The organism is Pseudomonas sp. 1L-E-NC-VB-C3 (assembly GCF_057291535.1).
Genome location: NZ_JBXAWD010000005.1, coordinates 243,018 through 256,786, shown reverse-complemented (window position 1 = coordinate 256,786; position 13,769 = coordinate 243,018). Strand labels below are relative to the sequence as shown.

15 protein-coding genes are annotated in these 13,769 nt (G+C 60.7%); all 15 read left to right on the top strand.

Annotation, left to right across the window (positions count from 1 at the left end; translation table 11 throughout):
- Position 1 precedes the first annotated feature (1 nt).
- Entirely contained in the window at positions 2–328 is a 327-nt protein-coding gene (locus tag AC0Z5Z_RS11060) for a GPW/gp25 family protein (protein WP_485611066.1), read from the top strand.
- A complete protein-coding gene (locus tag AC0Z5Z_RS11055) occupies positions 325–1,206 on the top strand; it encodes a baseplate assembly protein (RefSeq protein ID WP_485611065.1) in 882 nt (293 codons plus the stop codon). Before AC0Z5Z_RS11060 ends, AC0Z5Z_RS11055 begins: the two co-directional genes overlap by 4 nt.
- A 1-nt stretch (position 1,207) precedes the next feature.
- Entirely contained in the window at positions 1,208–1,816 is a 609-nt protein-coding gene (locus tag AC0Z5Z_RS11050) for a phage tail protein I (RefSeq protein WP_485611064.1), read from the top strand.
- Complete coding sequence (locus tag AC0Z5Z_RS11045; RefSeq protein ID WP_485611063.1) at positions 1,809–3,725, top strand: phage tail protein; 1,917 nt, start codon at positions 1,809–1,811, stop codon at positions 3,723–3,725. The genes AC0Z5Z_RS11050 and AC0Z5Z_RS11045 overlap by 8 nt, the downstream gene beginning before the upstream one ends.
- Positions 3,726–3,736: 11 nt before the next feature.
- Positions 3,737–4,129 carry a phage tail assembly chaperone gene (locus tag AC0Z5Z_RS11040; protein WP_485611062.1) on the top strand — a complete coding sequence of 131 codons (393 nt, stop codon included), beginning with the start codon at positions 3,737–3,739 and terminating at the stop codon, positions 4,127–4,129.
- Between the two features lie 102 nt (positions 4,130–4,231).
- Positions 4,232–5,398, top strand: coding sequence for a phage tail sheath subtilisin-like domain-containing protein (locus tag AC0Z5Z_RS11035; protein WP_485611061.1), 1,167 nt, complete (start codon positions 4,232–4,234; stop codon positions 5,396–5,398).
- A gap of 13 nt (positions 5,399–5,411) precedes the next feature.
- A complete protein-coding gene (locus AC0Z5Z_RS11030; protein ID WP_485611060.1) occupies positions 5,412–5,915 on the top strand; it encodes a phage major tail tube protein in 504 nt (167 codons plus the stop codon).
- Between the two features lie 13 nt (positions 5,916–5,928).
- Positions 5,929–6,528, top strand: coding sequence for a phage tail assembly protein (locus AC0Z5Z_RS11025; RefSeq protein ID WP_150688861.1), 600 nt, complete (start codon positions 5,929–5,931; stop codon positions 6,526–6,528).
- A gap of 150 nt (positions 6,529–6,678) precedes the next feature.
- Positions 6,679–9,456: a phage tail tape measure protein gene (locus AC0Z5Z_RS11020; RefSeq protein ID WP_485611059.1), complete on the top strand. Its 2,778-nt coding sequence runs from the start codon at positions 6,679–6,681 to the stop codon at positions 9,454–9,456.
- Between the two features lie 9 nt (positions 9,457–9,465).
- Positions 9,466–10,311 carry a phage tail protein gene (locus AC0Z5Z_RS11015; RefSeq protein ID WP_485611058.1) on the top strand — a complete coding sequence of 282 codons (846 nt, stop codon included), beginning with the start codon at positions 9,466–9,468 and terminating at the stop codon, positions 10,309–10,311.
- Positions 10,286–10,492 (top strand): tail protein X, encoded by a 207-nt coding sequence (locus AC0Z5Z_RS11010; protein WP_485611057.1) that lies wholly within the window; start codon positions 10,286–10,288, stop codon positions 10,490–10,492. Before AC0Z5Z_RS11015 ends, AC0Z5Z_RS11010 begins: the two co-directional genes overlap by 26 nt.
- A gap of 98 nt (positions 10,493–10,590) precedes the next feature.
- Positions 10,591–11,640 carry a phage late control D family protein gene (locus tag AC0Z5Z_RS11005; RefSeq protein ID WP_485611056.1) on the top strand — a complete coding sequence of 350 codons (1,050 nt, stop codon included), beginning with the start codon at positions 10,591–10,593 and terminating at the stop codon, positions 11,638–11,640.
- A gap of 49 nt (positions 11,641–11,689) precedes the next feature.
- Entirely contained in the window at positions 11,690–12,253 is a 564-nt protein-coding gene (locus AC0Z5Z_RS11000; protein WP_485611055.1) for a glycoside hydrolase family 19 protein, read from the top strand.
- Positions 12,235–12,795, top strand: coding sequence for a lysis protein (locus tag AC0Z5Z_RS10995; RefSeq protein ID WP_485611054.1), 561 nt, complete (start codon positions 12,235–12,237; stop codon positions 12,793–12,795). Before AC0Z5Z_RS11000 ends, AC0Z5Z_RS10995 begins: the two co-directional genes overlap by 19 nt.
- Before the next feature lie 150 nt (positions 12,796–12,945).
- On the top strand, positions 12,946–13,740 hold the full coding sequence (locus AC0Z5Z_RS10990; protein WP_485611053.1) for a DNA adenine methylase: 795 nt from the start codon (positions 12,946–12,948) through the stop codon (positions 13,738–13,740).
- The last annotated feature ends 29 nt before the right edge of the window (positions 13,741–13,769 follow it).

The following is a 13,769-nucleotide window of genomic DNA, read 5'->3' as shown; positions in this document are numbered from 1 at the left end:
GATGATCGGAATGGATCGCCACACCGGCCAACCCATTTCCGGCATCAAGCACTTGCGCCAATCCATCGCAGACATCTTGGGCACGCCGCTGGGCAGTCGCCGGCACCGTATGGAATACGGCAGCAAGCTGCGCCGGTTTGTCGATTTGCCCGTTAACGAGGGCTGGAAAAGCGCCGTACAGGCTGAAGTCGCCCGCGCTCTAGGGCGCTGGGAGCCGCGTTTGAAGCTGGAACAGGTGCGCGTCATTTCCGTCATTGGCGGGCGAATCAATCTGCAAATCGTCGGGAAGTACCTGGGCGACAGCGTCACGTTGGAGGTGGCTGCATGAGTACCGTTGATCTGTCGTCGTTGCCGGCACCGACCGTGTTGGAGCCTCTGGACTTTGAAGAGGTTTATCAGGATGGGCTGGGCGTGTTTCGCGGGTACATGGGTGGCAACTGGACGGCCGCGCTGGAAAGCGATCCAGTGGTTAAGACGCTTGAGGTCGGGGCTTATATCAAGGTAGGCAACCGCGCCCGGGTCAATGACGCCGGCAAGGCGTTACTGCTCGCGCACGCCATTCGCGGTGACCTCGATCAGTTGGGGGCTAACGTCAATCTGAAGCGCCTGGTTATCCAGGCCGAGGATCTGCTGGCGGTGCCGCCGGTGCCCAAGGTCATGGAAGAAGACGACCCGTTTCGCGAGCGCATCCAGTTGGCCTATGAGGGCTTGACCACGGCCGGCCCGCGTAACAGCTACATCCTGCACGCGCGTAACGCCTCGGGGTTGGTGGCGGATGCCACGGCTGAAAGCCCGGCGCCTTGTTACGTTACGGTAACGGTGCTGGGGCTGGACGGGGAAGGCGAAGCGGCGCCGGAGCTGCTGGCGACGGTGGCCGCTGCGTTGAATGACGATGACGTGCGCCCGGTCGGTGATCGGGTGACCGTGCAAAGTGCGCAGGTGATCCGCTACGAGATTGACGCCATCTTGCATATGGCCGGCGCCGGCCCGGAAGCGGATGCCAGTTTGGCCGAAGCGAAAAGCCGATTGGCCGGTTGGATCAATCCACGCAAGCGGCTGGGCGTCGAGGTCGCACGCTCCGCTGTTGACGCTCAGTTGCACGTTGCCGGCGTTGCCCGGGTTGAGTTGGTTGGGTGGCACGACTTGGCCCCGACCAAGGCTCAGGCGGCGTTCTGCACGCGCTACAACGTGAGGCTGGCGGGCTGATATGAAAAGTCTACTGCCGCTCAATAGCACGCAACTGGAACGGGCCATGGAGGCCGCGTTTTTCGAAAAGACGATTGTCCCGCTGCGCGACCTCTATAACCCCGACACCTGTCCGGTGCATCTGCTGCCGCATCTGGCGTGGGCGTGGTCGGTCGATCGCTGGGATTACCGATGGTCTGAGGCGACCAAGCGCGCGGCCATCAAGGCGTCGTTTTACATCCACAAGCACAAGGGCACGATCGGCGCGCTGCGTCGTGTGGTCGAGCCGCTGGGCTATCTGATCGAGATTGTCGAGTGGTTCAAGACCGTTCCCGAGGGTGTGCCGGGCACCTTTGCGCTGAAGGTTGGCGTTCTGGATACCGGCATCACCGAGGAAATGTATCAGGAACTAGAGCGCCTGATTGACGACGCCAAGCCCGTCACCCGGCACCTGACCGGGCTGGCGATCAGCCTTGAAACTCAAGGTGATTTGAATATCGCCGTGTCCCTCTACGAAGGCGACGAAATCGACGTTTACCCGCCCGTCATGCGTGACATCGAGGTCACCGGCAGCTTCGGCGTGGTCGGTCGCGAACACACCATAGACACCCTGGACGTTTATTATGATTGATGCGAATTCGCAGTTTTTCGCGATCCTCACGAACGTGGGGATGGCCAAGCAAGCGAACGCCGACGCGCTCGGCATTCCCTGGCTTATCACGCAAATGGGCGTGGGTGATGCCAATGGCACCGAGCCGATCCCGAGCGTGACACAGACAAAGCTGATCAACGAGTGGCGCCGAAAGCCGCTGAATCAACTGAAGATCGATCCGGTCAACCCGGCAGTGATCATTGCCGAACAGATCATTCCGGCCGATGAAGGCGGTAAGTGGATTCGCGAAATCGGCCTATACGATGCGGACGGTGATCTGGTGGCGGTGGCCAACTGCGCGCCGAGCTTCAAGCCGCTACTGTCGCAAGGATCGGGCCGCACGCAAATTGTGCGGATGAACTTCATTGTCACCAGCACCGGCAACATCACCCTCAAGATCGATCCGGCGATTGTTCTGGCCTCGCGGGCCTACGTCGACGCGGCCATTCTGGAAGTGCTGCCGAAGAACAAGACACCCGGCGAATACACGCGGGTCAAGGTCAACGATCGCGGGGTTGTGGTCTCGGGCGACAACCCGGACACGTTGGCCAAGATGGGCATCAAGGACAGCTACACCAAGGCCGAGATCGAATCAATGATTGCCCAGGCCTCGGCGCTGCCTGTAGGCGCCACGGTGGCGTTCCCGCTGGACAAGGTCGCGCCCGGGTTCCTAGAGCTTGACGGCAGCGTCAAGAGCATTGCCGTCTATCCAGATCTGGCGGCGTTCCTCGGCACGGCCTTCAACAAGGGCGATGAGGGTGCCAGCAATTTCCGCTTGCCGGAATCGCGCGGCGAGTTCCTGCGAGGCTGGGATCATGGACGAGGGGTCGATGCAGGCCGCGCTGTTGGCAGTTATCAGCTTGACGCGCTCCAGAACATCACTGGTAATTGGTCGGCGTTTCAGGCCACATCTGTTGGTCAGTCTCATTCTGGAGCATTCCGAGGCACTGGTTCTTACAGCTACCCACAGCCAACAGGTACGGTAGTAAACGGCCCGGTAAGCGTCAATTTCGACGCCAGCCTCGTAGCGCGGACCTCTACCGAGACGCGCGGACGTAACTTGGCCGTGGTTTGGTGTATCAAGGCTTGGAACGCGCCCATCAATCAGGGCAATGTTGATATTGCGGCGTTGCTGCTGTCGGTTGAGCAACTGCGCCTAAACGGCCCTGTGGTGGGTGCGGCGCGAAATGCTGCGATGACCGTCGTCGCCGCATCGTTAACAGCTACGTTTACTGCTGACGAGCTGATCGTCGAGGATGCTGCCGGTACTTACCGCATTAATAGTTTCGCTAAGTCGATCAATCTGGCGACTGTGGGGCCGGGCGGAATGGACAGCGGCGTAGCACCAACTGCGGGATTCTTGGCGCTCTACGCGATTTATAATCCGGCTACCAAGGCGTCGGCGCTGCTAGCTCGAAACGCTACAAGCGCCAAGGTGGGCGATGTGTACGACGGCCCTAATATGCCTGCCGGTTATACCGCCTCGGCGTTAGTCAGTGTATGGCGAACGCAGGCGGGCAAGTTGGTTGTTGGGTATCAAGAGGGTCGAAGAATCCACACCTCTTGGGGGCCTCTGCTAAACGGAACGACGCAGCAGGGTTCTTTGGCGGCCTTGTCTGTCGCGGGCTATGTGCCGCTGAATGCGAAGACTCTTTCGGGTCAGCTTATTGGTTCGCCAGCGGTGGCTGGGGTGCTTGCAATGGATGTGGCGGCGACAAGTGAGGGGGTCGGAGGAAAATACTTCAACGCCTATCTGACTGCCGGCGCCAGTGGGCAGACGCCATTTTCAGATTTGCCATTGATTATTCCGCAAACCATTTACTACATCGCGACATCATCGTCAGCATCCGCAAACTTTCAGGTGTTGGCGAGTGCTTACACTTTCTAAAGAGGCTGAATATGGAAACTATTTTTGTTCGGTTCTCTGACGCTGAAGAAACGCGGATTGCTGATGTTTTTAGTTGCGTGCAAGAGAGTGAAATCTATCCCTTTCAAGGGACGGTCACGTTGGACGATCCGCGTTATGTGGACTTTCTTGCGCCGCTTTCGACTTCTCCAGATTTGGATGTAGCTCGGGCTTGGCGAGACGCTGAAATTGTCCGCGTGATCTGGCTACGTGATCGACACCGTGACGAAGTGGAAATCAGTGAAGAAACAACGATCAATGCAGAGCAGTACGCGGAGCTGTTGTTGTACATCAAAGCACTGCGTGACTGGCCGGCGACCCCTGACTTTCCGTCTGAAGAGTCCAGGCCACTCGCCCCCGAATGGGTGGCCAACCAAACCCAATAGGCGCCCCGCACTGACGGGGCGTTTTCTTTTCCGTTACGCGTAACACGAACACCCTCACAGCCTCGCTTATGCGGGGCTTTTTCGTTTCTGGAGACTGACCTTATGAGTTTTTTCCACGGCGTCACGACCACCTCGGTCGACACTGGCGCGCGCACCATCTCGCTGCCGTCGTCCTCGATCATTGGTCTGTGCGACACCTTCACCCCCGGCGTTCTCGGCGGCGGTACGGCCAAGGCCGGCGAACTGAAATTGATCACCACCGAGCGCGAAGCCATTGCGGCCTTCGGCGCTGACTCGGCGATCACAAAGGCGTGTAAGGCGATCTATGTCAAAGCCAAGGCGGTGATCGTCGCCATTGGCGTGCCCAAGTTGGAAGACGTCGCGCTGCAAACCTCGGCGATCATCGGCGGCGTCCTGGCCTCGGGTCAGCGTACCGGCTTGCAGGCGTTGATTGACGGCAAAAGTTTGTTCAACGCACAGCCGCGGCTGTTGATCGCTCCGGGTCATACCGCTACTCAGGCGGTGGCCACGGCCATCGACAGCGTGGCGCAGAAGCTGCGCGCGATTGGCATCATCGACGGCCCGGGTACGACCGATGAGGCCGCCATGGCCTACGCCGATAACTTCGGCAGTCGCAACCTGTACATGGTCGACCCGGGTGTGAAGTATTGGGACACCGTCACCAGCTCGACAGTCGACGCGCCCGGCTCAGCTTGGGCGGCGGGCTTGTTTGCCTGGACGGATGCCGAATACGGCTTCTGGGCATCGCCATCGAACAAGGAATTGACTGGCATCACCGGCACCGGCCGCGCGGTCGAGTACCTGGACGGCGACGAGACGTGCCGAGCCAACCTGCTCAACAACGCCAATATCACCACGATCATTCGCGATGACGGTTATCGCCTTTGGGGCAACCGCACGCTGTCGAGTGATCCGAAGTGGGCATTCGTCACCCGCGTCCGCACGCTGTTCATCCTCATGGACGCGGTGCAGGCCGGGCACAAGTGGGCGGTCGACCGCTCGATCACCAAGACCTACGTGACCGATGTCACCAACGGTCTGGATGCATTCATGCGCGACCTGAAAGCCCAGGGCGCAATCATCAACTTTGAAGTGTTCCCCGACACCGAACTGAACACGGCCAGCCAGATCGCCCAAGGCAAGGTGTATTGGCGCATCCGTTTCACCGATGTGCCGCCGGCAGAAAACCCGAATTTCCTTTTCGAAGTCACCGATCAGTGGATGACCGAAGTGCTTGAAGCAGCCTAAGGGGGCGTAGCAAATGATTCCTCAGACTTTGTACAACACCAACCTGTTCGTCGACGGCGTGAACTTCTCCGGCGACGTGCCGAGCCTGACGCTGCCCAAGCTGACCACCAAGACTGACGAGTATCGAGGGGGCGGCATGGCCGGCCCCATCGAGATGGATCAAGGGCTTGAGAAAATGGAGGCCTCGTTTGTCACCAAGGGCGTGCGCCGCGAGTCGCTGAAGTACTTCGGCCTGGCTGACGGCACGGCTTTCAACGCCACATTCCGTGGTGCCTTCAAGGGCCAAAAGGGCGCGGTGACAGCGGTCGTTGCAACCCTGCGCGGTCGGCTCAAAGAGGTCGACATGGGCGACTGGAAAGCGGGCGACGCCGCCGAGATCAAACACGCTATTGCGGTCACGTACTACAAGCTCGAAATCGACGGGCGCCTGATGTACGAGATCGACATGCTCGCCGGCATTCAGGTGATCGACGGCAAAGACCAACTCCTCGAAGTGCGCCAGGCGCTCGGCCTGTAAGGAATAGATCCAGATGACTCAAGCAATCGCTAAAAACCTGCCGGCCTGGCTGTCGCTCAGTGCAGTCGGTGCCGTCGTAACGCTGACCCGCCCAAGCCAAGCCAATAGCATCGACGTCGAGACGTTGAACCTGCGCAACCCTACCGTGCGTGAAGTGCGCGCGGCTGACCGTGCCGCTAACGGGGATGACGAACAGCGCGAACTGATGCTGTTCGCCGGTCTGGCGGAAGTCGGACTGAAGGATCTGGAAGGCCTCAAGCTGGCCGACTATCGCCGCGTGCAGGCGGCGTATTCGCACCTGGTGCCTAAAACCGATTATTCGAAGTCGATGCCGGCATGGTTGTCGCTGACCACCGATCAGGTGCTGGTGACGCTGTCGTGCCCGAGCGAAATCAACGGCGTGACGGTCGACAAGCTGGCCTTGCGTTCGCCGACCGTGGGCGACGTGCGTGCCGCCAACCGTGAGGTCAGTGGCGACGATGAACAGCGCGAGCTGGTGTTGTTTGCGGCGCTGTCCGGGGCGTCGGTGGCGGATCTGGAGGGGCTGAAGCTGGTGGATTTTAACCGCTTGCAGGCCGGCTATTTTCGCATGGACAACGACGACGGGCTTTAACCCCAGCGTTATCAAGTCAGCGGCGAAACGTCTGGCGGCGGAAACGGGATTTTCCGCCGCCGAGATCCAGTCGATGCCGTTTGCGGAAATGGTGTGGTGGCTCACGGATTGAGCCGCTTTGGGTAGTGCTGGGCAGATGGGGGCCATCACATGGCAAACAAAATCGCCCTCGGGCTGGTGATCGGCGGCGCCGTCAGTTCCACGGTCGGCGCCGCGTTCAAAGATGTGACCGGGCGTATCAAACGCCTTGAGGCGGAAGGCAATAAAGCGCGCGTGCTGCAGCGCACGATTGGCGACACCATCCGCCTGCGCGAAGAATGGAAGAAGGCTCACGACACCGGCGCGGCCGGTGCGTCCAAATTACTCAACCGTTTGAACTCAAACCTCGACAGCCTGAAAAAGCAGGGGATCGAGGTCGGCCGGCTGGAAAAAGCCTATCGCTCGATGGGGCAGACGGCCAACAAAGCCGAGCTGAAAGCCAAGGGGCATCAGCAGATTGATTCGGGCGTAAAGGGCATGAAAGGCGCCGTCGGTGCGGCGGTGGTGGGTGTAGGCGCCTTGGCGGTGCCGACCAAGGTCAGCGCTGATTTTGGCGCGATCGTGCGGGACATCGCGATCAAGGCCGGCATTGCCAACAAGCCGCAAGAGCAGGAGATGTCGCGCAAGATCATCGACACCTCGCGCGATACCGGCATGGCGCGTAACGACGTGGCCGACGTGGTCAATCAGTTGGTCGGCGCCGGCATGGACCTGAGCAAGGCGCTGGAGTACGCGCCTGTCGCGGCCAAGTTTGTCGTGGGGCAGGGATCCAGCGGTGTCGACACGGCGAAGATGATCAACGCCCTGGGACAGAACGCCAAGATCACCGACCCCAAGCAGATGCAGCAGGCGCTGGAGGCGATCGCCTACCAAGGTCAGGCGGGCAGCTTTGAAGCGGCCGATATGGCCAAGTGGTTCCCGGAACTGCTGGCCAACATGGCCAGCAACGGCATCACCGGCTTGGACGCGGTGACGCAATTGGGCGCCATGCTGCAGGTGCAGATGAAACAGGCCGGTAGTTCGGACGAAGCGGCCAACAACCTGAAGAACTGGATGGGCAAAATCGGCTCGACCGACACGGTCAAGGCCTACGAAAAAGCCGGTATTGATTACAAGGGATCGATGCAGACCGGTTTGCAAAACGGCATGTCGACCCTCGAAACCAGTATGGCGCTGGCTCAGAAATACATTCAGGCGACCGATCCAAAGCGCGCGGCTGCCATGGCCGAAGCGACGTCGAAAATCAGCAAGGAAGCTAATCCAGAAAAGGCCAAGGCCATGATGGCCTCGCTGGAGGAGTCCCTGCGCACTGGCGACCTGTTCGCTGACATGCAGGTCAAGGCCGCGCTGTCGGCCTACATGCAGAACAAGGCGTTGTACAGCCAGCTTAAAAATGATTCGCGTGAGGCATCCGGGATCCTCGACAAAAACCTCGCCGAACGGCGTGAGTCTTCGTCGCAGAAGTGGGCCGAAATGGCCCAGTCGATGGATGACGCCATGCGCAGCATCGGCGATGCCCTGCGGCCGGTAACGGACGTCGTCGCAGAGTCGTTGACTAAGGTCGCGAAGGGCATCACTTCGCTGTCGGACAGTTCGCCCGGTGTCGTGACTGGGATCGGGCTGGTCAGTGCTGCGCTGGTAGGGCTGTCCGGTCTGTATAGCTCTTTCAAGATGGGCAAAGGGTTGCTCAATATCGCGCGCGGATCCTTGGGCAAGGGCAAGGCCGGTGAGGTGCAAAAGGTCTTTGTGACCAATGCCGAGGATGGCGACGGCGGCGGTAATGCCGAGCCCAAGGGCAAGACCGGCAAAGCGTTGTCGCTGGTCGAAACCGGCCTCAAGGCTGTGGCTGCGTTCAAGGGCACGCCGGCAGATGGCGCCGATGATGCCGGTGACGACAAGAAGCCCGGGAAATTCGATCTGGTTTCTACCGGACTCAAAGTCGTGTCGCTGGCCCAAGAAGCCGTTTCGGGCGGCGATGGGGAGGGCGAGGCGGGCGGCGGTGACGATGCGGTCAAGAAGGTTTTCGTCGTCAATGCCAGCGCCCTGGGCGGCTCCGGTGGCGCAGATGTTCAAGGCGAGTCTCGCCGGCGTGGTCGCGGATCACGGCGCGGTGCTTCACGGCGTCGACCGCTGTCGCGTCCACCGGGGCCGCGCCCGCCCGTTCCCGTACCGCGCCCGCCTATTCCGCCGGTGCCACCTGTCCCGGCCGGGACGATGGCCAAGCTGGGTGGGGTTGTGCAGGCCGTTGGCAAGGTCGGCAAAGTCGCCAAGATGATTCCGGGCGGTACGCTGCTGGAGTCTGGAGCGATGGCCTACGAGACATTTGAAAACGCCAAGACCAAGGACGAAAAAGCCGAGGGCTACGGCGCGGCCGCTGGCAATCTGGCCGGCACCATGGCAGGTGCAGCAGCAGGCGCGGCCATTGGTTCGGTGGTGCCGATTATCGGCACGGCTATCGGCGGCTTGATTGGCGCCTATCTGGGCACTCAGGGCGGCGCGGCGCTGGGCGGGTCGTTAGGTAAGTCGCTGTTCGGCGGCGAGGATGAAAAGCCCGAGCAAACGGCAAAGGCGCCGGTGCCAGTAACGCCGCTCATGATGGCTTCAGCGGCGCAGCAAGGCCCGGTGTTGGGTGATGTCGCGCGCTCGATGGCGGTGACGGCGCCGCTCAAGTCGGCAGCGCTGGCCATTCAGCCCAAAGAGCCGGAGAAACCGGTGCCTACCAAGGTGGACCAGCAATTTCAATATTCGCTGAGCATGCCTGTCACGGTGCAGGGCGATATCAAAGACCCGCAAGCATTGGCGCGTGAAGTGATGCCGCACATGCAGCGAATGATGGCGGACGCGGCGAAGAGTAACGCTGCCAAACTGTACGACGAACCCCATGTGTAAGGAGGTTTCATGGCTTACATGGAGCAGATGCAATCAAGTCTGAAGTATCTGGTGGAGGCGGCGGAAACCGGGCGGCGTAGCTCGGATGGCATGCTGAGCCCGGTCAACGGTGCTATCCGCGAACTGACCGGTGCCGCGTCCGAGCTGGAGAACATCCCGTTTGTCGGGCCGGCCATCGGCGCCAAACTTCAGCGGGTAATGCGCGGCGTCGATGCGGCTCAAGCCAAGGTCGGTCAGGTGGTGGCGGTGTACGGCCGCGCCACTCGGGCGGCGGCCGAGGTGCAGGAGCGGCTAGGGACGTTGAAGGAACAGGCGGGCAAGGCGGCCACGGCGATCAACAACGTCGCCGGCAAAGTCAGCCCGGCGCTGGCCAACATCGTGCCCACCAGTTCCTTTGCCGTGGATGCCACGCCGGCGCCGGAGGCGGTGAAGCCGTTCCCGCACCTGATGATCATTCAGCCGCGCGATCCGAAGATTGAGCCGTATTACTTCAACTTGGACACGGCGGCCTTTGATGAGCTGAGCCGTTCGACCGAATTCCGCTGGGCTTCGCAGGAGCGCCTGAGGCGTAGGCCGGCGAAGCAGGCCATCGGTATGGGCGATGAAAAGTTGACGCTCAAGGGCACGATCTACCCGGGCTTCAAAGGCGGTTTAAAGCAGCTCGATACGCTGCGTTCCATCGGGGCCAGGCTTCAACCGCTGACCCTGACCACGGGGTATGGCGAGGTGATCGGAACGTGGTGCCTGAAAAACATCAACGAGGAACAGTCCGCGCTGCTCCACGGCGGGATTGCTCGAAAACAGGGCTTCACTTTGGAGTTTGAGCGCTATGGCGACGACATGCAGGACGTCTGACGGCGACATGCTCGATGTCATTTGCAACAACGCTTACGGCCATCTTAATGGCAGCGTCGAGGCTGTGCTTGATGCCAATCAGGGGCTGGCTGATGAGCCTCAGCCGTTCCGGTCGGGCGTGATTATCGTCCTGCCGGATCTGCCCAGCCCGACCAGTGAAGGCGTCAGCTTGTGGGATTGACTCGGGGCGATGCCTTCGCCGGCGCCGCGTCGCGTTACGCGTAACGGCATCTTGTTTTTCTGACCCGCCTTGTGCGGGTTTTTTATTGGGAAAAATCCATGACCCCGATGTTTCGCATTGTCGCCGATGGGGCCGACGTCACGGCCAAGATCAATGATCGTCTTTTGTTGCTGCGCACCTCTGACAAGCCGGGCATGGAGTCCGACGAGTTTGAGTTGCGTATCGACGACCGTGATGGTCAGGTGAAATTGCCACGGCGTGGCAGCGCTATCGAGATTTACCTGGGCTATGCCGAAACGACCTTGGCGCGCATGGGCAGCTACACCGTGGACACCGTCGAGGTATCAGGCCCACCCGATACCATCGTGATCAAGGGCAAGGCCAGCGATATGCGTGGCAGTGGCAAAACCATCCGCAGCGGAAGCTGGGAAGACGTGCCGCTGTCGAAGATCGTGGCTGACGTCGCGGCGCGCAATGGCTGGACGCCGGTGTGTCCGGTGTCGACCAAGGTCGCCCGCGTCGACCAGCTCAACGAGTCCGATTTTAATTTCATCACCCGGCTGGCCAAACAGTACGACTGCACGGCCAAGGTCGCCGACGGCAAACTATTGGTGATGCCGCGCCAAGGTGGCCAGACGGCCAGCGGTAAGGCGTTTGGCGCCGTCACCCTGACCCGTCGCGACCTTAGTCGCTGGCAATTCAGTCTCGGCGATCGCAACTCACACAAGGCGGTTTCGACCAAGCACCAGAACAAAAAGGACGGCAAGCTGGAGGTGGTCACCATCGACAACGATGACTCCCCGGACGGTCTGCCGGCGGTGCATACCGATCGCCATATCTACCCGAACAGGACCGCCGCCGAAGCGGCCGCCAAGGCCCGTCTGTCAGCGTTCAATCGATCGACCGCCGACGTGCGATTTGAGATGCCCGGCCGAACAGACCTCTTCGCCGAGCGGCCGATTCTCGCCCAGGGCTTCAAGGTCGGGCTTGATGGCGAGTATCTGGCGGATTCGGTCGAGCAGGTGTTCACCCAGTCCGGCTGGTCCACCACGGTCGAATGCAACGCCGGCAAAGCTGGTAAATCCAAGGGCAAGAAAAAGAAAGAGGCTAAGCCACCGCTCAAGGTTGTGAACATCGAGAAGCAATAGCCGCGTCCCATCGCCGCCTGAGTGCGGTTTTTTTACGTCTGGAGTTTGTATGTCCATCACTGAACAACAGCTGCAAAGCATCATGCCCAACGCCCGCCGCCAAGCGGGCGTTTTTGTATCCGCCCTCAACGCAGCTATGGCCCATCGACAGATCACTACGCCGAAACGCCAAGCCGCGTTCCTGGCGCAAGTCGGTCACGAGTCGGGTCAGCTGCAGTACGTGCGGGAACTGGGCGGCGACCAGTACCTGAGCAAATACGACACCGGCAGCCTGGCTGCGAAACTGGGCAACACGCCGGCAGCGGATGGTGATGGCCAGCGCTATCGCGGTCGCGGCCTGATCCAGGTCACTGGCCACGACAACTACCTACGCTGCAGCTTGGCGCTGTTTGGTGACGAGCGATTGCTGCGCACGCCTGAGTTGCTGGAGCTGCCGCAGTGGGCCGCCGAATCGGCTGCATGGTTCTGGTCGGTGAATGGGCTGAACGCGCTGGCCGATCAAAACGAATTCAACACGATCACCCGCAGGATCAACGGCGGCCTCAATGGCCTGCAGGATCGGCTGGAGTTGTGGGGGCGGGCGAGGGCGGTGCTATGCGTCTCGGCGAACTGATCCCGGCGCCGTATCGGCTGCTGGCAAAAGGCGTGCTGCTGGTCGTCTTTGTCGGTGGTTCCGCGGCCATTACTTGGCAAGTCCAGGATTGGCGCTACGGCAAACAGCTCGCAGAGCAGGCCCGCCTCCACACCGAGACCCTCAATCAACAGGTCCTAGACTCGGCCGCGCAGCAGCGTGCCGAACAAGACAAACGTCTCGCGCTCGAGCAGCGCCTGGCTACGAGCGAACAAACCCATTACCGAGCCATGAGCGATGCCCAACGTGATCAAGGTCGCCTGCGCGACCGCCTTGCCACTGCTGATCTGCGCCTGTCAGTCCTACTCGACGCCACCACCGGCGCCGGCAACGGATCGGTGTCAGCCGCCACCGCCACCGCCACCGCCACCGCCACCGGCGGCGTGGTTCATGGCCCCACAAGAGCCGAACTTGACCCAGCGCATGCTCAACGAATTATCGGCGTCACCGATGACGGCGACCGGGGGCTGATTGCCCTCGCGGCCTGTCAGGCATACGCCAAAGAAGTTTCAACACCGAAGTGAAAAAGAGCGGCCGGTCCGGATGCGTCAACATCCGGATCGACCGCCGTCCCTGCAGATGGTCCCTGCAAGTCCAGCCAAGGCTCTTGCTCCGTGCACAAAGCGCGGCGAGCCTAGCACCTGTTTATCTATACAGTAAAGGTCTTGCTCTCAATGTCTACACCCATCATCCCTTGGATGGGCGGCAAGCGTCGCCTGGCCGACCGCCTCATTCCGCTTTTTCCGCCACACGAATGCTATGTCGAAGTCTTTGCCGGCGGTGCCGCGCTCTACTTCATGAAGCCCCAGCCATCGCCGGTCGAAGTCCTCAACGACATCAACGGCGACCTAGTCACGCTTTACCGCGTCGTGCAAAACCACCTTGAGGAATTCGTGCGCCAGTTCAAATGGGCGCTCAGTTCGCGGCAGGTGTTCGAATGGCAGAAAATGACCCGCCCCGAAACTCTCACCGACATCCAGCGCGCCGCCCGATTCTTCTACCTGCAGCACCATGCCTTTGCCGGCAAGGTCTCTGGTCAGACGTTCGGCACGGCGACGACTGCCCCGGCCATCAACCTGTTGCGGATCGAGGAAAACCTCTCGGCCGCTTGGCAGCGCCTGTCCGGTACCTACGTCGAAAATCTTCCTTGGCTTGAATGCGCTGAACGCTACGACCGTCCACACACCTTCCACTACATGGATCCGCCTTACTGGCAGACCGCCGGCTATGGCGTGGACTTTCCATTCGAGAACTACGAACGAATGGCCGACTTCATGCGCCGCTGCAAAGGCAAAGTGATGGTCAGCATCAACGACCACCCGGACATCCGCCGCGTGTTTGAAGGCTTCCACTTCGAAACCTTGGACATCCGTTACACCACCACCAACCAGCGGCAGGGGAAGGCTGAGGTTAGTGGCGAGTTGATAATCATGAATTGGGAGCCAGCAGCGTTGGGTGAATTGTTCTAATCATTGTTAGGGCATTTTTTGGTACGCCC